This window comes from Streptomyces caniferus, assembly GCF_009811555.1.
In the GTDB taxonomy this organism is placed as follows: domain Bacteria; phylum Actinomycetota; class Actinomycetes; order Streptomycetales; family Streptomycetaceae; genus Streptomyces; species Streptomyces caniferus.
Genome location: NZ_BLIN01000002.1, coordinates 418,178 through 441,655 on the forward strand (window position 1 = coordinate 418,178; position 23,478 = coordinate 441,655).

The 23,478-nt window shown below is 71.7% G+C and carries 12 protein-coding genes; 9 read left to right on the forward strand and 3 right to left on the reverse strand.

The window, feature by feature from the left end; translation table 11 throughout:
* Positions 1 to 240: 240 nt before the first annotated feature.
* The 3 genes from Scani_RS03690 to Scani_RS03700 form a co-directional block, all read right to left on the reverse strand.
* The gene (locus Scani_RS03690) at positions 241 to 1,008 is read right to left on the reverse strand and encodes an enoyl-CoA hydratase/isomerase family protein (RefSeq protein ID WP_086719563.1); all 768 of its coding nucleotides are present in this window, start codon (positions 1,006 to 1,008) and stop codon (positions 241 to 243) included.
* A 100-nt stretch (positions 1,009 to 1,108) separates the two neighbouring features.
* Positions 1,109 to 2,347 (reverse strand): L,D-transpeptidase, encoded by a 1,239-nt coding sequence (locus tag Scani_RS03695; RefSeq protein ID WP_159469969.1) that lies wholly within the window; start codon positions 2,345 to 2,347, stop codon positions 1,109 to 1,111.
* 171 nt (positions 2,348 to 2,518) lie between these two features.
* Positions 2,519 to 3,808, reverse strand: coding sequence for a L,D-transpeptidase (locus tag Scani_RS03700; protein ID WP_159469971.1), 1,290 nt, complete (start codon positions 3,806 to 3,808; stop codon positions 2,519 to 2,521).
* 246 nt (positions 3,809 to 4,054) lie between these two features.
* Here Scani_RS03700 and glgX point away from each other — a divergent pair, with 246 nt between their 5' ends.
* From glgX to treS, 9 genes are all read left to right on the forward strand, one after another.
* Positions 4,055 to 6,310 carry a glycogen debranching protein GlgX gene (gene glgX / locus Scani_RS03705; RefSeq protein ID WP_159469973.1) on the forward strand — a complete coding sequence of 752 codons (2,256 nt, stop codon included), beginning with the start codon at positions 4,055 to 4,057 and terminating at the stop codon, positions 6,308 to 6,310.
* A gap of 152 nt (positions 6,311 to 6,462) precedes the next feature.
* Positions 6,463 to 8,322, forward strand: coding sequence for an ABC transporter ATP-binding protein (locus Scani_RS03710; RefSeq protein ID WP_159469975.1), 1,860 nt, complete (start codon positions 6,463 to 6,465; stop codon positions 8,320 to 8,322).
* Positions 8,319 to 10,220, forward strand: coding sequence for an ABC transporter ATP-binding protein (locus Scani_RS03715; protein ID WP_159469977.1), 1,902 nt, complete (start codon positions 8,319 to 8,321; stop codon positions 10,218 to 10,220). Before Scani_RS03710 ends, Scani_RS03715 begins: the two co-directional genes overlap by 4 nt.
* Before the next feature lie 237 nt (positions 10,221 to 10,457).
* Positions 10,458 to 12,314, forward strand: coding sequence for an ABC transporter ATP-binding protein (locus Scani_RS03720; protein WP_159469979.1), 1,857 nt, complete (start codon positions 10,458 to 10,460; stop codon positions 12,312 to 12,314).
* Positions 12,311 to 14,197 (forward strand): ABC transporter ATP-binding protein, encoded by a 1,887-nt coding sequence (locus Scani_RS03725; RefSeq protein ID WP_159469981.1) that lies wholly within the window; start codon positions 12,311 to 12,313, stop codon positions 14,195 to 14,197. Before Scani_RS03720 ends, Scani_RS03725 begins: the two co-directional genes overlap by 4 nt.
* Positions 14,198 to 14,701: 504 nt before the next feature.
* Positions 14,702 to 16,981 carry a M4 family metallopeptidase gene (locus Scani_RS03730; protein WP_159469983.1) on the forward strand — a complete coding sequence of 760 codons (2,280 nt, stop codon included), beginning with the start codon at positions 14,702 to 14,704 and terminating at the stop codon, positions 16,979 to 16,981.
* Between the two features lie 289 nt (positions 16,982 to 17,270).
* Positions 17,271 to 18,902 carry a M4 family metallopeptidase gene (locus tag Scani_RS03735; protein WP_159469985.1) on the forward strand — a complete coding sequence of 544 codons (1,632 nt, stop codon included), beginning with the start codon at positions 17,271 to 17,273 and terminating at the stop codon, positions 18,900 to 18,902.
* 832 nt (positions 18,903 to 19,734) lie between these two features.
* The gene (locus Scani_RS03740) at positions 19,735 to 21,738 is read left to right on the forward strand and encodes an alpha-1,4-glucan--maltose-1-phosphate maltosyltransferase (RefSeq protein ID WP_159469987.1); all 2,004 of its coding nucleotides are present in this window, start codon (positions 19,735 to 19,737) and stop codon (positions 21,736 to 21,738) included.
* Positions 21,735 to 23,453, forward strand: a complete 1,719-nt coding sequence (gene treS, locus Scani_RS03745) for a maltose alpha-D-glucosyltransferase (RefSeq protein ID WP_159469989.1) — start codon at positions 21,735 to 21,737, stop codon at positions 23,451 to 23,453. Before Scani_RS03740 ends, treS begins: the two co-directional genes overlap by 4 nt.
* Positions 23,454 to 23,478: the final 25 nt, after the last annotated feature.

Below are 23,478 nucleotides of genomic sequence, written 5' to 3' on the forward strand. Positions count from 1 at the left end.
GTGGAACCGACGGAATCGATTGTCCGGAATCGTCGGTTCCAGGCCCCCGGCGAGACATATGCCAACGGCAGTTAAGGTTCCGGGATTTCCTCGCTGACCTGGGACGACGCCCGGCGCGCAAGGGAACCGCCGGGCACATCAACAAGGTTGCCTTAAGGTGCAATTAAGCCTTCCTCGGTTCGCCCACACGGGGCATTGCACCCGTCCCAAACCTCAGGCGTACCGCCAACAACAGTCGTTTCAGAGGAACTTGGCCTTGCCCGGCCCTTCCTCCACGAAGCTGCGCATGCCGGTCTCCCGGTCCTCGGTCGCGAACAGCCCCGCGAACCAGTTGCGTTCGATCGTCAGCCCGGTGTCGATGTCGGTCTCCAGACCCCCGTCGACGGACTCCTTGGCGGCCCGCAGCGCCAGCGCGGGGCCGGCGGCCAGCCGCGCCGCCCAGGCGTGCGCCTGCTCGTAGACCTCCGCGGCCGGCACCACCCGGTCGACCAGGCCGAGGGCGAGCGCCTCGTCGGCCTTCACATGACGGCCGGTGAAGATCAGGTCCTTGGCCTTGGACGGGCCCACCAGCCGCGCCAGCCGCTGGGTGCCGCCGGCCCCGGGGATCAGGCCCAGCAGGATCTCCGGCTGGCCGAGCTTGGCGTTGTCGCCGGCGATCCGGAAGTCGGCGCAGAGCGCCAACTCGCAGCCCCCGCCGAGCGCATAGCCGGTGATCGCGGCCACCACCGGCTTGGGGATCCGGGCCACGGCGGTGAAGGAGTCCTGCAGGGCCTTGGAGCGCACGACCATGGCCGGGTGGTCCATGGCCTGCATCTCCTTGATGTCCGCGCCGGCCGCGAACACCTTCTCGCCGCCCCACACGACGACCGCACGCACATCGTCGCGGCGGGTGACCTCCTCGGCCAGCTCGCGCAGCCGGTCCTGGGTGGCGATGTCCAGTGCGTTCATCGGCGGACGGTCCAGGCGGATGGTGCCGACGCCGTCGGCGACCTCGAGATTCACAGTCATGCGGGAAGGTTAGTACGCGTTAACGGCATCGGGCCCGGTGCACTCCGTCACAGTGCACCGGGCCCGGTCGCCTTCCGGCCGTCCTGCAGGGCGAGCGTTCCTACTGGGCGGCCTTCCACTTCTCCCAGGAGAGGTTCCAGTCGCTGAAGCCGTTGTCCGGCTGGATCGTTTCGTCGTGGGAGTTCTTGACGACGACCACATCGCCGATCACGGAGTTGCGGAAGAACCACGCCGCCGGGGTGGAGCCGTCGCCGCCGCCCCGCTGGTCGAAGAGGCCCACACAGCCATGGCTGGCGTTGCGGTTGCCGAAGGTGGCGCTGCCCGACCAGTAGTTGCCGTGGATGAACGTGCCGGAGGTGCTCAGCCGCATGGCGTGCGGGACGTCCTTGATGTCGTACTCCCCGCCGAAGCCGACGGTGTCACCGTTCATCCGCGTCACGAGGTGCTTCTCGCTGATCACCATCTTGCCGTTGTACGTCTCGGTGCCCGGCGCGCCCGAGGTGATCGGGATGGTCTTGATCTTCTTGCCGTCGCGGACCACGGTCATCTTCTTCGACTCGGCGTCGACCGTGCTGACCTGGCTGCGGCCGACGGTGAAGGAGACCTCCTTGGCCTGGGTGCCGTAGACACCGGGGCGCCCCTCGACGCCGTTGAGGTCGAGCTTGAGGGTGACCTTGGTGCCGGCCGCCCAGTACTTCTCGGGGCGGAAGTCGAGCCGGTCGTTGCCGAACCAGTGGCCCTCGATCGGCACCGACGGCTTCGCGCTGACCTTGATGGCGTCCTCGACGGCCTTGGGGTCGGTGATGCCGCGGGTGAAGTGGACCGAGACCGGCATCCCGACGCCGACCTGCTGGCCGTTCTCGGGGCTGTACTGGCCGATGAAGGTGTTCTTGGGGACGAGGGTGGTGAAGCTGGAGTGCTCGGCCGCCTCCCGGCCCTTGCCGTCCACCGCTATGGCGTCGACGGTGTACTCCGTCGAGGCGCCCAGATGGCCGCTCGGCTGCCACAGGGCACCACTGCCCGCTATCTTCCCGTCGACCTCGTTGCCCTTGCCGTCCTTGACCTTGACGGACTTGAGCCGGCCCTTCTGGGCGGTGACCTTCAGCGCGCCGCTGGTGGCGACGTCGTGCGCACCGTCCTTGGGCGCTATCGTCACGGCCGCCTGCGAGGCGTCCTTGTCCCCGCCCGCCTTGCCGGCCGGTTTGTCGTCATCGCCGTCACCGCCGCATGCGGTCACCAGCAGCAGCATCGCGCCGAGCAGCAGGGCCAGCGGGCCCCCGCTCCCGTGCGGCCACCGGCGCCGACGAGCCGGCACCCCCGAGTTCGGCTGGACGTTCACGACTGGCCCCTTTTCCCCTCGCACGGCCCGCGATCCCCCGCGCACGGACGCGGACAGCCGCGCGCTTGCCGTTAGATAACCACACCGCGGTGACAGTGAACTCCCCGTGAACGTCACCGTTTAGTCCCAAGTGCGGGGGTGGTGCGGAGGCAGGGGGCGGACGGGCGCCGGTCAGCGCAGCGCGGACCCGGCCCGCCACAGCTCCCACGGCATGTTCCAGCCGCCGAGGCCGTTGTCCGGCGCGACCATCCGCTCCGGGGAGTGGACCACCACGACGGTGTCGCCGACGATCGAGTGGCCGAAGAACCAGCCGGCCGGGGTGTGGGGGCCGCCGCCCTTGATGTCCTTCAGCCCGACGCAGCCGTGGCTGGTGTTGAGGCCGCCGAAGACCTGGGGCGGCGCCCAGTAGTTGCCGTGGAGGAAGGTCCCGGACCGGGTCAGACGCATGGCGTGCGGGACGTCCGGGATGTCGTACTCGCCACCGAAGCCGACGGTGTCGCCGTCCATCCGCGTCATCGAATGCCGCTCCAGGATCACCATCGTCCCGTTGTAGGTGGGGTTCTCGTCGTCGCCGGCGGTGACCGGCAGCACCGCCACCACCCGGCCGTTCTGGCGCACCGTCATGGTGTGCCGGGCGGCATCGATGACGCTGACCTGGTCCCGGCCCACCCGGTAGTGGACGGTCCGGCGCTGCGTCCCGTAGGCGCCCGGTCCGGCCTTCACCCCGCGCAGCCGCAGATCCACGGTGATCCTGGTGCCCGGACGCCAGCGCGCACGGGGCCGGAAGTCCAGGCGGCGGTGGCCGAACCAGTGGGCGGCGATCTCGACGGCGGGCCGGGCGCTCACCCTGACGGCGCGTTCGACGGCCGCGCGGTCGACGGCCGGCCGGTTGAAGACCAGCGAGAAGATCAGGCCGGTGCCGACCGTGGCATCGCCCTGGGGCGAGAAGTGGCCGGTGAAGCGGCGGGTGGGCACGGAGGTGGTGAACGAGGTGCGGCGGGCCGAGCGGTGGCCCGCGCCGTCCAGCGCGACCGCGTCGACGGTGTACTTCGCGCCGAGTTGCAGGCGCCCCTGCGCAGGCCGCCAGATCATGCCGTCCGGGGAGATCCGCCCGGCGACGGGCTGCCGGCCGGCGCCCCCGGTCCGGCTGACCTCGACCCGCTCCAGCCGCCCCTCGGGCACCCGGACCTCGAACCGCCCGTCGGCCCGTACGCCGTGCGCGCCGTTGTGCGGGACGACCCTGATCGTCTGCTCCGGGGAGCGCGGTGTGCCGCCGACGAAGACCTCCGCGTCCCGGCAGCCGGCCAGTGCCACCGCCCCGGTGAGTCCGGCCACGGCGGCGAGGACGACGCGGGCCGCCCGCACCGCCGTCCCGCGACCCGCCCGCACCCGGCCCCGCACCCGGATTCCCGTACGGCTCGTCGCTCGGTCCCCTGCTCGGCTCTGCTGATGGGCGGTCATATACCGAATTGTGACGGATCATGCCCGGGTTAGGAGGTATGCCGCGTAAGGGAATGTCACGGACAGCACGGGGTGGAACAACGAGCCCTCCCCACGGGAAGCGTGAGGCAACGCCCGGTTGCGGGAAGAACAACGGGGAGGGCGGGGGGACACCTGCACGGCCGGACTCCCCAGTGGACGCTGGGAGGTACCCCGTGCCGGGGGAACCACCGCCCGACCGAGCCATGAGCCGCAGGAGGCCGGCACGTGTCGAGCGCACCCGAGCAGGAGGCGGTGGCGGATGAGCCAGTCGCCCCACCCGCGGACATCCGCCCCGGCAGCCCCACACCCCTGGGGGCCCGGTACCGCACCGGCCCCGATGGCATCGCCGGCACCAACTTCGCCCTGTGGGCGGGCGGCGCCGAGGCCGTGGAACTGTGTCTCTTCGACGACGCGGAGCGCGAGACGCGCCATGCGCTGACCGAGCTCACCCATGAGATCTGGCACGGCTTTCTGCCCGGTATCCACCCCGGCCAGCGCTACGGCTACCGGGTGCACGGCCGCTGGGACCCCTGGACCGGCGCCCGCTGGAATCCGGCGAAGCTGCTGCTGGACCCGTACGCCAGGGCCGTGGACGGCGACTTCGGCACGCGTACGGAACCGTCCGGCGCAGGCTCCGCGCTGCCGGCCCAGCTCTACGGCCACGTCCGTGACTGGCCGCAGCAGCAGGCCGCCGACACCGTGCGCGACGACCGGGACTCGGCGCCGTACGTCCCCAAGGGCGTCGTGGTCGGGGAGGACACCGGGGACGAGGGCGGCGTCGACGAATGGCAGGACGACCGCCGGCCCAAGACGCCCTGGCCGGATTCCGTGCTCTACGAACTGCATGTGCGCGGCTTCACGATGCGCCACCCCGGTATCCCGGAGCGGCTGCGCGGCACCTATGCGGGGCTCGCGCACCCCGCCGCGCTGGAGCATCTCGTCCGGCTCGGCGTCACCGCCGTCGAACTGCTGCCCGTCCACCAGTTCGCGCACGAGGACCACCTGGTGCGCCGGGGGCTGCGCAACTACTGGGGCTACAACTCCCTCGGCTACTTCGCGCCACACGCCGGATACGCCGCCACCGGCACCCGGGGGCAGCAGGTCGGCGAGTTCAAGCGGATGGTGCGGGCGCTGCACGACGCGGGCATCGAGGTGATCCTCGACGTCGTCTACAACCACACCGCGGAGGCCGGTGAGCTGGGCCCGACGCTCTCCCTGCGGGGCATCGACAACCGCGGCTACTACCGCCTGGCGGGCGAGGCCCGCCGCTACACCGACTACACCGGGTGCGGCAACACCCTGCACGTCGTCCAGCCCCATGTCCTGCGGCTGATCACCGATTCGCTGCGCTACTGGGTCACCGAGATGGGCGTGGACGGCTTCCGCTTCGATCTGGCGGCCGCGCTGGCCCGCTCCATGCACGACGTCGACATGCTCTCGCCGTTCCTCGCGGTGATCGCCCAGGACCCGGTGCTGCGCCGGGTCAAGCTGATCGCCGAGCCCTGGGACGTGGGCTCCGGCGGCTATCAGGTCGGCGCCTTCCCCCCGTTGTGGACGGAGTGGAACGACCGCTACCGCGACACCGTCCGCGACTTCTGGCGCGGCGCCCAGCACGACGTGCGCGACCTGGGCTACCGGCTCTCCGGGTCGAGCGACCTCTACGCCTGGGGCGGCCGCCGCCCGTACGCCTCGGTCAACTTCATCACCGCGCACGACGGCTTCACCCTCCGCGACCTGGTCAGCTACGAGCACAAACGCAACGCGGACAACGGGGAGGGCAACCGCGACGGCACGCACGACAACCGGTCCTGGAACTGCGGCGCCGAGGGCGAGACCGACGACGGGGAGGTCCGCGCGCTGCGCCGCCGCCAGCTGCGCAACCTCCTGACCACCCTGCTGCTGTCGACGGGCGTGCCGATGCTGGTCGCCGGTGACGAGATGGGCCGCACCCAGCACGGCAACAACAACGCCTACTGCCAGGACAACGAGACCAGTTGGCTGGACTGGTCGCTGCTGGACGACCCGGAATGGCGCCCGCTGGCCGGCCTCGCCGCCCGCCTCATCGCCCTGCGCCGCGCGCACCCCGTGCTGCGCCGCCGGGCGTTCTTCTCCGGCCGGCCGCATCATCAGGGCGGGCTGCGCGATCTCGCGTGGTTCACCGCGGACGGCACGGAGATGACCGAACAGGACTGGTACACCCCGGGGGCCACGCTGGGCATGTACCTCTCCGGGAACGACATCTCCCAACGCGACGACCGGGGCATCCGCATCGTCGACGACAGCTTCCTGGCCGTGCTGCACGCCGCCGACCGGCCCCGCGCGTTCACCCTCCCCGGGCCGCCCTGGGCCGGCGCCTACGAACTCCTCGTCGACACGGCGCGCGAGGACCAGCCGGGGGCGGCCGAACCGCCGTACGCGGCGGGCGGCACGTTCACGCTCGCCGCGCGGTCGGTGGTGCTGTTCCGGGCGGTGCCCGGCTGAGGCGGGCGGCGGGGCGGGGACGGGGGGGGACGGTTCGGCGGCCGGCCCCGCGGCCCGGCCGGCCGCCTACGCGGCTCGAAACGGCGAGCGTGGCCGCCGGCCGGGGAAAACCACATGAGCATTGTCAGTGCCGCGCCCTACGCTCGCGAGTGATGGCCGATACCGCGCAGACCTCGCCCCCGACCGACCGGACCGACTTACCCCAGCCTCAGCACTCCGCCGTGCGGTCGCTGTTGCGCCTGTGGCCGTTCGCGCGGCCCGTGCGGGCGCGCCTGCTCATCGCCGCGTGCGTGGCGGTGCTCGCCTCGTGCGTCAGCCTGGTCATTCCGCTGGTGCTCAAGTGGCTGGTGGACGGGCCGGTGGCCGCGCGCGATCCGGGCGGGGTGTGGCTCGGCGGCGCGTATCTCCTGCTGCTCGGTGTCGCGGAGGCATTGCTGTTCGGGCTGCGGCGCCGGCTGGTGGCGCGTCCGCTGGCCAGGGTGGAGGCGGCGATGCGCGAGGCGCTGTACCGCCATCTGCAGCGGCTCCCGGTCTCCTTCCACGACCGCTGGCCATCGGGCCAGTTGTTGTCGCGCGGCACGACCGACCTGCAGCTGGTGCGTCTGTTCCTCGCCTTCCCCCTGACCTTTCTGCTGGTCAACGCCACGACCATCCTGGTGGGCGCGGTGCTCCTGCTGGCCCAGCGCTGGTCACTGGGGCTGGTGCTGCTGGCGCCGGTGCTGCCGCTGATGGTGCTGTGCTCCGTCTTCGAGGCGAAGTACGGGCGCGCCGCGCGCCGGACCCAGGACCAGCTCGGCGATCTGACCACGGTGGTCGAGGAGTCGGTGCTCGGCATCCGCATCATCAAGGGTTTCGGCCGCCACCGCAGCCAGGCCCGCGCCTTCCGGCAGCTGACGCACGCGCTGCGGACGTCCGAACTCCGCAAGGCGCGGCTGCTGGCCTGGATCCTGGGCTTCATCACCACGCTTCCGGAGATCGCGATCGGCGCCGGCCTGGTGCTCGGCACGCTCCAGGTGACCGAGGGCGTGCTGTCCGCGGGCACTCTCGTCGCCTTCCTGTCGACGGCGCTGGCGCTGCGCTGGCCGGTGGAGTCGATCGGCTTCCTGCTGGCCATGGCCAACGAGGCGGCATCGGCCACGGACCGGTACTTCGAGGTCATGGACGAGCCGGCGGTGGACGAGACGGCGGCGGGCACGGCGGCGACGGCCGCACCGCCTCCGGACCGGACGACGGCCGCGGGGCAGGACACGCCGGCCGCGCCCGGCACCGGCGGGCTGGTCTTCTCCGGCGTCGCGTTCCGCTACCCCGATGCGCCGCCCGACACCCCGCCCCTCCTCCAGGACATCACCCTGCACATCCGGCCCGGCGAGACGATGGCGCTGGTCGGGGCGACGGGCAGCGGGAAGACCACGCTCACGGCACTGGTGCCGAGGCTGTACGACCCGACCGCGGGCCGGATCGTCCTGGACGGACGCGATCTGGCGACGCTCAGCCGGGACGAGGCCCGTGCGCTGGTCGCGGTGGCCTTCGAGGAGCCGACGCTCTTCTCGGCGACCGCCGCGGAGAACGTGCTGATGGGCGACGAGGATGCCCAGGACGACGATCTGCGGCGGGCCTTGGCGGTGGCACAGGCCGAGGGATTCGTCGACGCCCTCCCCGACGGCAGTGCCACCCAGGTCGGTGAGCAGGGGCTGAGCCTGTCCGGCGGGCAGCGGCAACGGCTCGCCCTGGCCCGTGCCGTGGTCGGCCGGCCGCGCTTCCTGATTCTCGACGATCCGCTCTCCGCCCTCGACGTGCACACCGAGGCCCTGGTGGAGGCGGCGCTGCGCCGGGTCCTCTCCACCACCACCGCCCTGGTCGTCGCCCACCGGCCGTCCACGGTCCTGCTCGCCGACCGGGTGGCGCTGCTGTCCGGCGGCCGGATCGCCGCCGTCGGCACCCACCACCAACTCCTGCGGGACAACCGCGAGTACGCCACCCTGATGTCCGGCGAAGGAGAGGGCGCCCGATGACCACGACCACGACCGGCCTCCCGTCCGACGGGCCCGGCGACCGCCCCGGCCCGGAGCAACGGCCCTCTTCCCCGCCGCCTCCCCCACAGCCCGAGGACTCCCCCGCCACCGACGCCTTCGCCCACGACACCCTCCCCACCCCCAAGGGGGCCTCGCGCACCCTGCTGGGTTCGCTGCTGGCCCCCCACCGGCGCCGGGTCGCGGCGGTGGCCGTGGCGCTGCTGCTCCAGCAGGCCGCCGTGCAGGCCGGTCCGCTGCTGGTCGCCTACGCCCTCGACCGCGCGGTGCCGGCGCTGCGCGCGGGTGATCACGGGCCGCTGATCGCCGTGGCAGTCGCGGCGGTGCTGTGCGCGGTCGCGTCCGGCGGGCTGCAGTTCGGCTTCATCCAGCTCTCCGCGCGCGTCAGCCAGGATGTGCTGCTCGACCTCCGCGGCCGGATCTTCCGGCATGCGCAGGCGCTGAGCCTGGACTTCCACGAGCGCTACACGTCCGGCCGGCTGATCTCCCGCGCCACCACGGACGTCGAGTCGCTGCGCGAACTCCTCGAGGAGGGGCTGCAGGAGCTGATCACGATCGTGCTCGCGACGGTCTACATCACCGTCATCCTGGTCTGGCTGGACTGGGGGCTCGGCGCGGCCGCCCTCGCCTCCGCCGGTCCGCTCGCCCTCCTCGTACGCTCCTTCCGGCGCCGTGCGCACCGGGTCTACAGCGCGAAGTCCACGGCGATGGCGGGCGTCATCGTGAAGTTCACCGAGACCCTCAACGGCATCCGCCCGGTGCAGGCGTTCCGCCGCGAGCGGCCGAACGACGCCGCGTTCGCCCGGCTGAACCACGCCCATGCCCGGATCAACGGCGACACCGCCCTGGAGATGGCGCGCTATGTCGTCCTCTCCCGGCTGGTGGCCAATACCGCGGTCGCCGCGATCGTCCTGTGGGGCGCCTACCGCGTGGCCACGGGAGGCCTGGCGCTCGGCGTGCTGGCCGCCGGGGTGCTCTATCTGCGGCGGCTGTACGACCCCATCGACCGGCTCGGGATGTTCCTCAACGCCTATGAGTCCGCGGCCGCTTCGCTCCAGAAGATCGCCGGGCTGCTGGCCCTGCGCCCCGGCGTCCCGGAACCGGACGCACCCGTCGCGCTGCCGGCCGTCGCCGCGTCCCGGCCGGGCCGCGAGGTCGCCTTCCATGACGTCCGCTTCGCCTACCGCACCGGCAGCGAGGTGCTGCCCCGCTTCGGTCTGACCCTCGCGGCGGGTGCGACCGTCGCCGTGGTGGGTGCCACGGGCGCCGGCAAGTCCACCCTCGCCAAGCTGCTGGCCCGCTTCTACGACCCCACCGAGGGCCAGGTGCTGCTCGACGGCGTCGATCTGCGGTCGCTGTCCACCACCACCCTGCGCCGCGGCGTCGTCATGGTCACCCAGGAGGCGTTCCTGTTCTCCGGCACGGTCGCCGACAACATCGCCCTCGGCCGCCCGGACGCCACCCGCGAGGAGATCGAACGCGCCGCGAAGGCCATCGGCGCCCATGGCTTCATCACCGCTCTGCCGGACGGCTACGACACCGACGTCCGCAAGCGCGGCGGCCGCATCTCGGCCGGCCAGCGCCAACTGGTCGGCTTCGCCCGCGCCCTGCTCGCGGACCCCGCCGTCCTCATCCTCGACGAGGCCACCAGTTCGCTGGACATCCCCGGCGAACGCGCGGTGCAGCGCGCCATGGCCACGGTGCTGCGGGGCCGTACGGCCCTGGTGATCGCCCATCGCCTCTCGACCGTCGAGATCGCCGACCGGGTCCTGGTCATGGCCGACGGCCGGATCGTCGAGGACGGCCCCCCGAAGGACCTCCTCGCGGACCGGGGCCGTTTCGCCGACCTCCATCAGGCGTGGCGGGACAGCGTGGGGTAGCCGGAGCAGCGTGGGGCAGCCGGGGCAGCCGGACGGAGGGGCGGCCCACGGACTCTCGCGCGCCGTCGCTCCCGTCCGGACGTCTCGATATCCCCGCACCGGCACATGGCGCACGGCACCCGGATGACCATGGTTCGTCCGGGCCGGTGCCCACGAGGCCGCGGACCCGACCGGCGAAGTCGGCGCGGGGGAGGACAACATGAGGGGGACGGACGGCATGACCACAGGGCGGACGGCATGGCGAGGGGCGGACGGCATGACGAGGGGGCGGACGGCGTGACGGATTCGGGGAGCGGTGGCCGGGAGGTTCCGGGCCCCCGCAGTGCCGGGCGGTATCTGTGGTGGCTGGTGGTCAGCCAGCGGGGGCGGGTGGCGGCGGGTGCCACGTACGGGAGTCTGTGGATGGTGGGGATGATGCTGCCGCCCTATGTGCTGTCGCGGGCCATCGACGACGGACTGGCACCGGGCCGGATGCCGGTGCTGCTCGGCTGGACGGCGGTGCTGCTCGGGGTCGGGGTGCTGAACGCCTGGCTGGCGGTCATGCGGCACCGCACCATGACCCGTATCCGGATGGACGCCACCTTCCGCACGGTGCGGGCGCTGGTGGCGCAGACGGTGCGGCTGGGGGCGGCGCTGCCCGGCAAGGTGACGGCCGGGGAGGTGGTCACGATCGGGATCGGCGATGTCGTGGTGATCAGCAAGACGCTGACGATGACCGGGCCCGGCGTCGGCGGGGTGCTGGCGTACGCGGTCGTCGCCCTCCTGCTGCTGGACGTCTCACCGCTGCTGGCCGGAGTGGTGCTGCTGGGCGTGCCCGTGCTCGCGGTGCTGGTGGGGCCGCTGCTGGGGCGGTTGCAGGGGGCGCAGACGCGCTACCGCGAGCGGCAGAGCGGGCTGGCGGCGCGGCTGACGGATCTGGTCGGCGGGCTGCGGGTGCTCAACGGCCTCGGCGGGAAGGCGGTGTTCGCCGACCGCTACCGGCACGCCTCGCAGGCGCTGCGCGGCGAGGGGTACCGGGTCGGCGCCGTGACGAGCTGGGTGCAGGCGCTCGGGATCGGTCTGCCGACGCTGTTCCTGGCCGCGGTGACCTGGCCGGCGGCGCGGATGGCGGCCCAGGGGACCCTCACCGTGGGCGAGTTGGTGGCGGTCTACGGCTATGCCGCGGCGCTGGTGGTACCGGTGTCGTTCTTCATCGAGGGCGGCTACGACCTCACCCGTGGACTGGTCGCGGCCCGGCGGGTCGTCCGGTTCCTGGCGCTGGAACCGGCCGGCGCGGACCGGGCGGGGAAGGCCGGCGCGGACCGGGCGGGGAAGGCCGGCGCGGACCGGGAGGCTCCCGTCGTCGCGTCCGTGCTGCACGATCCGGCGTCGGGCGTCGAGGTGGTGCCGGGGCAGCTGACCGCGCTGGTCGCCGCCCGGCCGGCCGAATCGGCCGCCGTGGTCGACCGCCTCGGCCGGTTCGCGGATTCGGCCGCGACCTGGGGCGGGGTACGGCTCGACGAGATCGCGCCGGCCCGGCTCCGTGACCGGCTCCTGGTGGCGGACAACGAGGCGGACCTCTTCGCCGGGACACTGCGCGAGGTGGTCGGCGGGCGGCGGGACCCGAGCGAGGAGGCGATCGACGACGCCGTCCGCACGGCCCTGGCCGAGGACATCGTCCGCGGTCTGCCGGGCGGGCTCGACGCGCCGGTCGAGGCGCAGGGCCGCAATCTCTCCGGCGGGCAGCGGCAACGGCTGCGCCTGGTGCGGGCGTTGCTCGCCGACCCCGAGGTGCTGCTCGCCGTCGAGCCGACCTCGGCGGTCGACGCGCACACCGAGGCGGGCATCGCGGCCCGGCTGCACGCCGCCCGTGCGGGCCGTACGACGGTGGTCACCAGCACCTCGCCGCTGCTGCTCGACCGGGCCGACCGCGTGTACTTCCTCGTCGACGGCACGGTCGCGGCCGTCGGCGGTCATCGTGAACTCCTGGACGAGCAGCCCGGATACCGCCGCCTGGTCTCCCGCGGCGAGGACGAGGACGAGAAAGGCGCCGGCACCGGCCGCCGCCCCGTGGGCGCGGCCGAGGCGCCCGTGACCGAGGAGGGCACGCGATGACGGCGACCCCCGACCGGGCCGGCGGGGCCGGCGCCGTGCCGCCGGACGACGCGGCACCGCCGGACGGTGCCGCGCTGCCGGTGGCCGATCCGGCCACGACCCGGCGGGCGGCACTCCGGCTGATCCGGCGCGACGGCCGGGCCTTCGCCCTGATGCTCGCGCTCAACGCCCTGGCCGCGGGCGCGGGCCTGGCCGGCCCGTGGCTGCTCGGCCGGATCGTGGACACGGTGCGGGACGGCGGCGGGGTGGGCACGGTCGACCGGCTGGCGCTGGTCATCCTGGTGTGCGCGGTGGCGCAGCTGCTGCTGGCGCGCTACGCCCGGTTCGTCGGGTACCGCTTCGGCGAGCGCACCGTGGCACGGATCCGGGAGCAGTACGTCGACCGGGCGCTCGCCCTGCCCGCCGCAACGGTGGAGCGGGCGGGCACCGGCGATCTGACGGCCCGCGGCACCTCCGATGTCACGGCGGTCGCCGAGACGCTGCGGGACGCCGCACCGGAGGTGGGCGTCGCCGCGGTGCAGGCGCTGTTCCTGCTCGGTGCGGTGGTCGTGCTCGATCCGCTGCTCGGCGCGTGCGGGCTGGGGCTGCTGTGCGGTCTGGTCGCGGTCCGGTGGTATCTGCGCCGGGCACACACCGCGTATCTGGCGGAGGGGGCGGCGACCTCCGCGCTCGCCGAACTGCTGTCGGCCACCGCCGCGGGCGCCCGGACCGTCGAGGCCCTGGGGCTCGGGGAGCGCCGGCGGGCGGCGTGCGAGCAGGCCGTCGAGCGCTGCCGGCGCACCCGCACCCGCACCCTGTTCCTGCGCAGCGTGCTGCTGCCCGCCGTGGATGTCTCGTACGTCCTCCCGGTGGTCGGCGTCCTGCTGGTGGGCGGGGCGCTGCACGGGCACGGCGCCGTCAGCCTGGGCGTGGTCGTCTCCGCCGCGCTGTATCTGCGGCAGCTGTCCGAGCCGCTGGAGACGATCCTGTGGTGGCTCGAACAACTGCAGAGCAGCGGCGCCGCCTTCGCCCGCGTCGAGGGCCTGGGCCGGGCGCCCGGGGCCGGCACCGCCCCCGCGGCCCGCCTGCCCCACCCCTCCCCGGAGCCCTCCTCCACCACCACCGCATCCCCCGCACCCGCCGACGACCGCATCGACGTCACCGCCGTGCACTACGCCTACGCCACCGGGGACAACGGCCCGCACACCACGCCCCGCGACGTCCTGCACGGCGTGGACCTGACCGTCCGCCCCGGCGAACGCCTCGCCGTGGTCGGCCCCTCGGGAGCCGGCAAGTCCACCCTGGGGCGGCTGCTGGCCGGTATCGATGCGCCGCGCAGCGGCTCGGTGACGGTCGGACGGGTGCCGATCGCCGCGCTGGACCCGGAGGTGCTGCGCCGGCAGGTCGTCCTCGTGACGCAGGAGCACCATGTGTTCCTGGGCACCCTCCGGGACAATCTGCACATCGCCGCACCCGGTGCCGCGGACGCCACACTGCGCGCCGCGCTGGCCGCCGTGGGCGCCGAATGGGCCGAGGAGCTGCCGGCCGGCCTGGACACCGAACTGGGCGCCGGCGGCCACCGTCCCGACGGCGCACAGTCCCAGCAACTGGCCCTGGCCCGGGTGGTGCTGGCAGATCCGCACACTCTGATCCTGGACGAGGCGACGGCGCTGCTCGACCCCCGTACGGCGCGGCACACGGAGCGCGCCCTGGCCGCCGTCCTGCGGGACCGTACGGTCATCGCCATCGCGCACCGTCTGCACACCGCGCACGATGCGGACCGGGTGGCCGTCATGGAGGGCGGCCGGCTGACCGAACTCGGCACGCACGACGAGCTGGTGGCGGCGGACGGCGCCTACGCCGCGCTCTGGCACTCCTGGCACGGCCGGGGGACGGCCGGCTGACCGGCGCCCGGCGCGGGGGTGTCCGCCCGCGGTGCCGCACGCCCCGGGGCGCAGCGAGCGCCGGTATGCCCCGGGGCCCGCGGACGCGCCCCGGGGCAGGATCTCCCCGGGACGGGATCCGGACGGCTATGAGCTGCTGTTCCAGCGGTTTTCGCAGGTTTGAACGGGCGGGAACGGCTCGCGCGGCCGATCACGGGCCGTCCGGCATCCGAACACCGATTTCGCGCAACGGACGGTTTCCGGCCAATTCGTTGAACGGTGCCTGACAACCAGCCACTTGCGGTGGGACTCTTCCCCGCAACCGCCGCACGGATCCCCACAGCACCACATCCCGCGGCCGCAGGTTCCACCTGCTCCACCCGTACCACCCGTACGCCCAGCACCTCCCGTTCGTCTCCCCCCACACGCTCCAAGAGTTCTGCCTCGCTCTGCCCGGACGGCCGTTCGCCGCCCGGTCCCCCTCGGCCGCATCGCCACTCAGCGGCCACCGCAGAAGGAGTCAGCGTGAGACGCACCCCCCATGGACGCGCCGTTGCGACCGGCGCACTCGTCGCCGTCACGGCGATGCTGGCAGTCGGCGTCCAGGCCGGTACCGGCACGGCGGCCGCCCCGCGGCCGGGCACCACGCACACCGCCCCCGATCCCGGCGCCCTGCCGGCCAAGCTGTCCCCGTCCCAGCGTGCGGAGCTGATACGGGCAGCCAGTGCCACCACCGCCGAGACCGCGCGGCAGCTCAAGCTCGGCGCGAAGGAGAAGCTCGTCGTCAAGGACGTCTCGAAGGACGTCGACGGCACCGTCCACACCCGCTACGAGCGCACCTACGACGGGCTGCCCGTCCTCGGCGGCGACCTCGTGGTGCACGAGAGCAAGGGCGGCACGCTCAAGGGCGTCACCAAGGCCGTGCGCTCCCAGCTCAAGGTCGCCGGCACCACCGCGAAGGTGAAGCCGGCCGCGGCCGAGGCGAAGGCCGTCAAGTCGGCACAGGCGCTCGGGTCGAAGAAGACCGAGGCCGCGAAGGCCCCGCGCAAGGTGGTCTGGGTCGCCGACGGCAAGCCGCTGCTCGCGTACGAGACGGTGGTCGGCGGGCTGCAGGACGACGGCACGCCCAGCCAGCTGCACGTCATCACGGATGCCACGACCGGCGCCAAGATCTTCGAGTACCAGGGGATCGAGAAGGGCATCGGCAACAGCGAGTACAGCGGCAAGGTCACCATCGGGACCTCGGGCTCGGCGCCGAACTTCTCGATGACCGACGCCACGCGCGGCAACCACAAGACGTACGACCTCAAGCACGGCTCCTCCGGGACCGGCACGCTGTTCACCGACGCGGACGACACCTGGGGCGACGGCACGCCGCAGAACGCCCAGACGGCGGGCGTCGACGCGGCCTACGGCGCGCAGGAGACCTGGGACTACTACAAGAACGTGCACGGCCGCAGCGGCATCCGCGGTGACGGCGTGGGCGCCTACTCCCGCGTGCACTACGGCAACAGCTACGTCAACGCCTTCTGGGACGACGGCTGCTTCTGCATGACGTACGGCGACGGCAGCGGCAACAACTCCCCGCTGACCGCCATCGACGTGGCCGGCCACGAGATGTCGCACGGTGTCACCGCGGCCACCGCCGACCTCACCTACAGCGGCGAGTCCGGCGGCCTCAACGAGGCGACCTCCGACATCTTCGGCACCGCGGTGGAGTTCTACGCCAACAACTCCTCCGACCCCGGTGACTACCTCATCGGCGAGAAGATCGACATCAACGGCGACGGCACCCCGCTGCGCTACATGGACAAGCCGTCGAAGGACGGGGCCTCGGCCGACTACTGGTCCAGTGGCGTCGGCAACAAGGACGTGCACTACTCGTCCGGTGTCGCCAACCACTTCTTCTACCTGCTGTCCGAGGGCAGCGGCCCGAAGGACATCGGCGGCGTCCACTACGACAGCCCGACCTTCGACAACCTGCCGGTGCCTGGCATCGGCCGGGCCAACGCGGAGAAGGTCTGGTTCAAGGCACTCAGCCAGTACATGAGCGCCAACACCAACTACGCGGGCGCCCGTACCGCCACCCTGCAGGCCGCGGCGGACCTGTTCGGCCAGGGCAGCGCCTCGTACAACACGGTCGCCAACACCTGGGCGGCGGTCAACGTCGGCTCCCGCGTCCCGGACGGCGGCGGCGTCACCGTCACCAACCCGGGCAACCAGACCAGCACCGTGGGCCAGGCGGCGAGCCTGCAGATCAAGGCGACCAGCGGTACCGCGGGCGCCCTGACCTACGCGGCGACCGGCCTGCCCGCCGGGCTGTCGCTCAACACGAGCACCGGTCTGATCTCCGGTACGCCGACCACGGCCGGCACCAGCAATGTGACGGTCACGGTCACCGACGCCGCGAAGAAGACCGGTACCGCCGCCTTCACCTGGACGGTCAACACGACCGGCGGGGGCAACGTCTTCGAGAACACCGACGACGTGGCGATCCCGGACGCGGGCTCGGCGGTCACCTCACCGATCAATGTCGGCCGCACCGGCAATGCGCCGAGCACCCTCAAGGTCGCGGTGGACATCGTGCACACCTACCGCGGCGACCTGGTCGTCGACCTGATCGCCCCGGACGGTACGGCCTACCGGCTGAAGAACTCCAGCGCCTTCGACTCGGCGGCCAACGTGAAGACCACCTACACGGTCAACGCGTCCTCCGAGAAGGCGAGCGGCACCTGGAAGCTGCGGGTTCAGGACGTCTACTCTCAGGACACCGGCTACATCAACGGCTGGAAGCTGACGTTCTGATCTCCTGCCGGCACCCGGCCGTCACCCTCGTGTGACATAGGCGGGTCCCGCGGATCATCGCACGTCACAACTGGCCAGCTGGACAACGATGTTGGGCGTCGCTCCCGGATCTTCGGGGGTGGCGCCCAACTCCGTTATACGAACAGCGATCACCTCTCTACGGACGATTTTCAGCCAATACTCGAACACCCTCCTGACATGCACGCGTTCGAATGGCAGTCTTCCCGAACGCACGTCACACCCGCATCGCTTTGCACCCCCACCACTTGGCAAAGTTGAAGGAGCACGCGTGACCCCCCACATGTCCCGTAAGACCCGTATTGCCGGTACCGCCTTCGCGGCCGCGGCCCTCGTGGCCGCCGGCATCACCGCAGGCACCGCCGGTGCCTCGCCCGTCCAGGCCCCCACCGCGGACGGTTCACCCCTCAAGCTGAGCGCCTCGCACCGCGCGGAACTGCTGCGCGACGCGAGCGCCACCAAGGCGCAGACCGCCAAGGAACTCGGCCTGGGCGCGCAGGAGAAGCTGGTCGTCAAGGACGTCATCAAGGACGCCGACGGCACCACGCACACCCGCTACGAGCGCACCTACGCCGGACTTCCGGTCCTCGGCGGCGACATGATCGTGCACTCCGCCAAGGGCGGCGCCATCAAGAGCACCACCAAGTCGACCGAGAAGTCGGTCAAGGTGGCCTCCACCACCGCGAAGATAGCCCCGACCGCCGCCGCGCAGTCGGCTCGGGGCACCGCGGTGAAGTCGCTGAGCGCCAAGAAGGCCACCGCGCAGGCGCCCAAGAAGGTCGTCTGGGCCGCCTCCGGCACCCCCGTCCTCGCCTACGACACCACCGTCAAGGGCGTCAAGAAGGACGGCACGCCCAGCCGGATGCACGTCATCACCGACGCCGACAGCGGCAAGAAGATCTTCCAGTACGACGACATCCGCACCGGCAAGGGCGAGAGCGAGTTCAGCGGCTCCGTCGACCTGGGCACCTCCAAGGAGGGCAGCGGCTTCACGCTGACCGACGCGGACCGCGGCGGCCACAAGACCCTCAACCTCGGCAACAGCGAGTCCGGCGAGGGCAAGGCCTTCACGGACGAGGACGACAAGTGGGGCACCGGCAAGCCGGACGACCCGCAGACCGCGGCCGTCGACGCCCACTACGGTGCCGCCGAGACCTGGGACTACTACAAGAAGGTCCAGGGCCGCAACGGCATCAAGGGCGACGGCAAGGGTGCCACCTCGCGCGTCCACTACGGCAAGAACTACGTGAACGCCTTCTGGGACGACGAGTGCTTCTGCATGTCGTACGGCGACGGCGAGGGCGACAAGGCCCCGCTGACCGCTCTGGACGTCGCGGCGCACGAGATGTCGCACGGTGTCACCGCGGCCACCGCCAACCTCACCTACAGCGGTGAGTCCGGCGGCCTGAACGAGGGCACCTCGGACATCTTCGGCACCTCGGTCGAGTTCTACGCCAAGAACGACAAGGACCCGGGCGACTACCTCATCGGCGAGAAGATCAACATCAACGGTGACGGCAAGCCGCTGCGCTACATGGACAAGCCGTCCAAGGACGGTCAGTCGAAGGACTTCTGGGACTCCAGCACCGGTGGCCTCGACCCGCACTACTCCTCGGGCGTCGCCAACCACTTCTTCTACCTGCTGTCCGAGGGCAGCGGCCCGAAGGAGATCGGTGGCGTCAAGTACGACAGCCCGACGAAGGACGACAAGAAGGTCGAGGGCATCGGCCGGGACAAGGCCGAGAAGATCTGGTTCAAGGCCCTGACCGAGTACATGACCTCGAACACCGACTACAAGGCCGCCCGTGAGGCGACCGTGAAGGCGGCCACCGACCTGTACAAGGCCGGCAGCGCCGAGGTCAAGGGCGTCGAGGCGGCCTGGGACGGCGTCGCCGTCAAGTGACGCGGCGAGCGGGAACGTGCTGATCGACCCGGGGTGAGACCACCCCGGAGGAGGCGGTGTCCGGAGATTCTCCGGGCACCGCTTCGGCATGTCACGGGGCCGGAGGAGGCACGGCCCACGCCCCGCGGCCGCCGGTCCCGCCCCCTTCGGTCACCCGTACGCCGCCGGGCACGGCACCCTCGCCCTCATGGCCCGACGCCGCCCTTCCGCGACGGGAGCACCGGCCGGCCGCACCCCCCGCCGGACGCCGGCCGCCGCGGCAACTCACGTGCGCATATGCCCAGTTGACTTCCCCGCGCGGCCCCGCGGCCTCCCTACCGCCGCGTCCTTCGATATGGCTGATTCCACCCCCTCATGCGCTCTTGTACGGACTCGCTCCTGGAGAGAGGCTGCCTGTGGCGCCGAGGGGAACCGGCGCGGAACCGGACATCCGCACGCCACAACTCCGCTGTGATCAGACCGAGTTGAGGAGGCGAACGCCGACCGTGTCAGTGCAGTGCCGCAGTCTCCCGCGAGGGGGTGGCGGCGGGTCCGCCGGATCACGCCGGGTCCGCGCCCACGCACCAGCAGGTCACCTTGCGCCGCACGGCCCGGCCGCCGCCCGCGGGAAGGCTCGCCGGGTACGCCCTTCCCCACCCGCGCAGCACAGCCGCACACGATCCATCGGGGGAACCACCGACCGGAGGCCGGGGGAGCGCCGACCCGCTCCGCCCTGCCCTCCGCCAGCCGAGTGAAAGCGGACAGGAGCCCCCATGCCCCCACCGGGTCCCCCCGCCGCGGAGCGGATACAAAGGACAAAACCCCGCAAAGCGTCACAAGCCCAGGTGAGCCCATGATCGGTCGTATTCCTGTTCTGGACATCCGCCCGCAGATCGATTGCGGTCGCCGCCCGGCGAAGGCGGTGGTGGGCGAGACCTTCGAAGTCTCGGCCACCGTCTTCCGCGAAGGGCACGACGCGGTCGCGGCGAATGTGGTGCTGCGCAATCCGGCCGGCCGCTGCGGCCCGTGGACCCCGATGCGGGAGCGGACACCCGGCACCGACCGGTGGAGCGCCGAGGTCACCCCCGGTATCGAGGGCCGCTGGTCGTTCACCGTCGAGGCCTGGTCCGATCCGGTCGCCACCTGGCGCAAGCACGCCGGCGTCAAGATCCCGGCGGGCATCGACACCGAGCTGGTGCTCACCGAGGGCGCCGACCTCCACGAGCGGGCCGCCTCGGAGGTCCCCAAGAGCGACGGCCGGGAGTCGGTCCTCAGCGCCGTGGACACCCTGCGCAACGTCGAGCTGCCCGCCGCGACCCGGCTCGCCGCGGCGCTCTCCCCCCAGGTCGTGGCGGCGCTGGACCGCCATCCGCTGCGCGAGCTGCTCACCGTCTCGCGCCCGATGCCGCTGGTCGTCGAGCGCCGGCGGGCCCTGTACGGCTCGTGGTACGAGCTCTTCCCCCGCTCCGAGGGCGCCGTCGTCACCCCGGACGGCGTCGTGGCCAGCGGGAATTTCCGCACCGCCGCCGACCGGCTGCCGGCCGTCGCCGCCATGGGCTTCGACGTGGTCTATCTGCCGCCGGTGCACCCCATCGGCACCTCCTTCCGCAAGGGCCCCAACAATGCGCTGTCGGCCGGCCCGGACGACGTCGGGTCCCCCTGGGCCATCGGCTCACCGGCCGGCGGCCATGACGCCCTCCACCCGGACCTGGGCTCCTTCGAGGACTTCGACCACTTCGTCCGCACCGCCCGCGACCTGCGGATGGAGGTGGCCCTGGACTTCGCGCTGCAGTGCTCCCCCGACCACCCCTGGGTCACCCTGCACCCGCAGTGGTTCCACCGCCGCGCGGACGGCTCGGTCGCCTACGCCGAGAACCCGCCGAAGAAGTACCAGGACATCTACCCGGTCGCCTTCGACGCCGACTTCCGCGGGCTGGTCCGCGAGACCGAACGCCTGCTGCGCTTCTGGATGGCCAAGGGCGTACGGATCTTCCGGGTGGACAATCCGCACACCAAACCGGTGGCCTTCTGGGAGAAGGTGATCGGCGAGATCAACCGCACCGACCCGGACGTGCTCTTCCTCGCCGAGGCCTTCACCCGCCCCGCCATGCTGCACACCCTGGCCCGGATCGGCTTCCACCAGTCGTACACGTACTTCACCTGGCGCAACACCAAGCAGGAGCTCACCGACTACCTGACCGAGCTGTCCGGCGAGAGCGCGGGCTACCTGCGGCCCAACTTCTTCGTGAACACCCCGGACATCCTGCACGCCTACCTCCAGGAGGGCGGCCGGCCCGCCTTCGAGGTGCGCGCCGTCCTGGCCGCCACCCTCTCCCCCACCTGGGGCGTCTACGCCGGGTACGAGCTCTGCGAGTCGACGCCGGTACGCCCCGGCAGCGAGGAGTACCTCGACTCGGAGAAGTACCAACTCAGGCCGCGCGACTGGGATGCGGCGGCCAGAACGGGGCAGACCATCGCCCCCCTGATCACCGCGCTCAACCGCATCCGCCGCCGGCACCCTGCCCTGCAGCAACTGCGCAACCTGCGCTTCCACCGCGTCGACAACGACGCCGTCCTGGCCTACTCCAAGCACGAGGGGCACGGCGACCGGGCCGACACGGTGCTCACGGTGGTCAACCTCGACCCGCACCACACCCACGAGGCGACGGTGTCGTTGGACATGCCGGAACTCGGCCTCGGCCGGCACGAGTCCTTCCCGGTGCGCGACGAGCTCACCGGCGATACCTACCACTGGGGCAGGGACAACTATGTGCGCCTGGAGCCGGGCCGCTCGCTCGCGCCCGCCCATGTGCTGTCGCTGCGACCGTCCTCACCGATCGGAGGGTCACCCAATTGATCGTCAATGAGCCTGTCCCCGACACGTTCGAGGACACCCCGGCGAAGGACCGCGATCCCGACTGGTTCAAACGGGCCGTCTTCTACGAAGTTCTGGTGCGCTCCTTCCAGGACAGCAACGGCGACGGCATCGGCGACCTCAAGGGCATCACGGCCAAACTCGACTATCTGCAATGGCTGGGGGTGGACTGCCTCTGGCTGCCGCCGTTCTTCAAATCCCCCTTGCGGGACGGCGGTTACGATGTCGCCGACTACACCGCGGTGCTTCCGGAATTCGGTGATCTGGCCGACTTCGTGGAATTCGTGGACGCCGCCCACCATCGCGGCATGCGGGTGATCATCGACATGGTGATGAACCACACCAGCGACCAGCACCCGTGGTTCCAGGAGTCGCGCACCGACCCCGAGGGCCCGTACGGCGACTATTACATGTGGGCCGACGACGACAAGCAGTACGCCGACGCCCGCATCATCTTCGTCGACACCGAGGCCTCCAACTGGACCTTCGACCCGGTGCGCAAGCAGTACTTCTGGCACCGCTTCTTCTCCCACCAGCCGGACCTCAATTACGAGAACCCGGCGGTCCAGGAGGAGATGATCTCCGCCCTGCGCTTCTGGCTCGATCTGGGGATCGACGGCTTCCGGCTGGACGCGGTGCCCTACCTGTACGCCGAGGAGGGCACCAACTGCGAGAACCTGCCCGCCTCGCACTCCTTCCTCAAGCGGGTCCGCGCGGAGATCGACGCGCATTATCCGGACACCGTGCTGCTGGCCGAGGCCAATCAATGGCCGGAGGACGTCGTCGACTACTTCGGCGATTACGGCGTCGGCGGCGACGAATGCCATATGGCCTTCCACTTCCCGGTCATGCCGCGCATCTTCATGGCGGTACGCCGCGAATCGCGCTATCCGGTCTCGGAGGTCCTCGCCAAGACGCCGGCCATTCCGTCCGGCTGCCAGTGGGGCGTCTTCCTGCGCAACCACGACGAGCTCACCCTCGAAATGGTCACGGACGAAGAGCGCGACTACATGTACGCGGAGTACGCCAAGGACCCGCGGATGCGCGCCAATATCGGCATCCGCCGGCGGCTGGCCCCGCTGCTCGACAACGACCGCAACCAGATCGAGCTCTTCACGGCGCTGCTGCTGTCGCTGCCGGGATCGCCGATCCTGTATTACGGCGACGAGATCGGCATGGGCGACAACATCTGGCTCGGCGACCGCGACGCGGTGCGCACCCCGATGCAGTGGACGCCGGACCGCAACGCCGGATTCTCCTCCTGCGACCCGGGCCGGCTCTTCCTGCCGACGATCATGGACCCGGTCTACGGATACCAGGTCACCAACGTCGAGGCCGCCATGAGTTCGCCCTCCTCGCTGCTGCACTGGACCCGCCGGATGATCGAGATCCGCAAGCAGAACCCGGCGTTCGGGCTCGGCAGCTACACCGAGCTGTCGTCCACCAACCCGGCGGTGCTGGCCTTCCTGCGGGAGGCGCCGGGCGCCGGCGGCGCGGACGACGACCTGGTGCTGTGCGTGCACAACTTCTCGCGCTTCGCCCAGCCCACCGAGCTGGACCTGCGGTCGTTCAGCGGCCGCCATCCGGTGGAACTCATCGGCGGCGTCCGCTTCCCGGCCATCGGGGAGCTGCCGTATCTGCTCACCCTCGCCGGTCACGGCTTCTACTGGTTCCGGCTGCGCCGGAACTCCGGCTAGCGCGTGCCCTGGGGGCCGCGGGCCC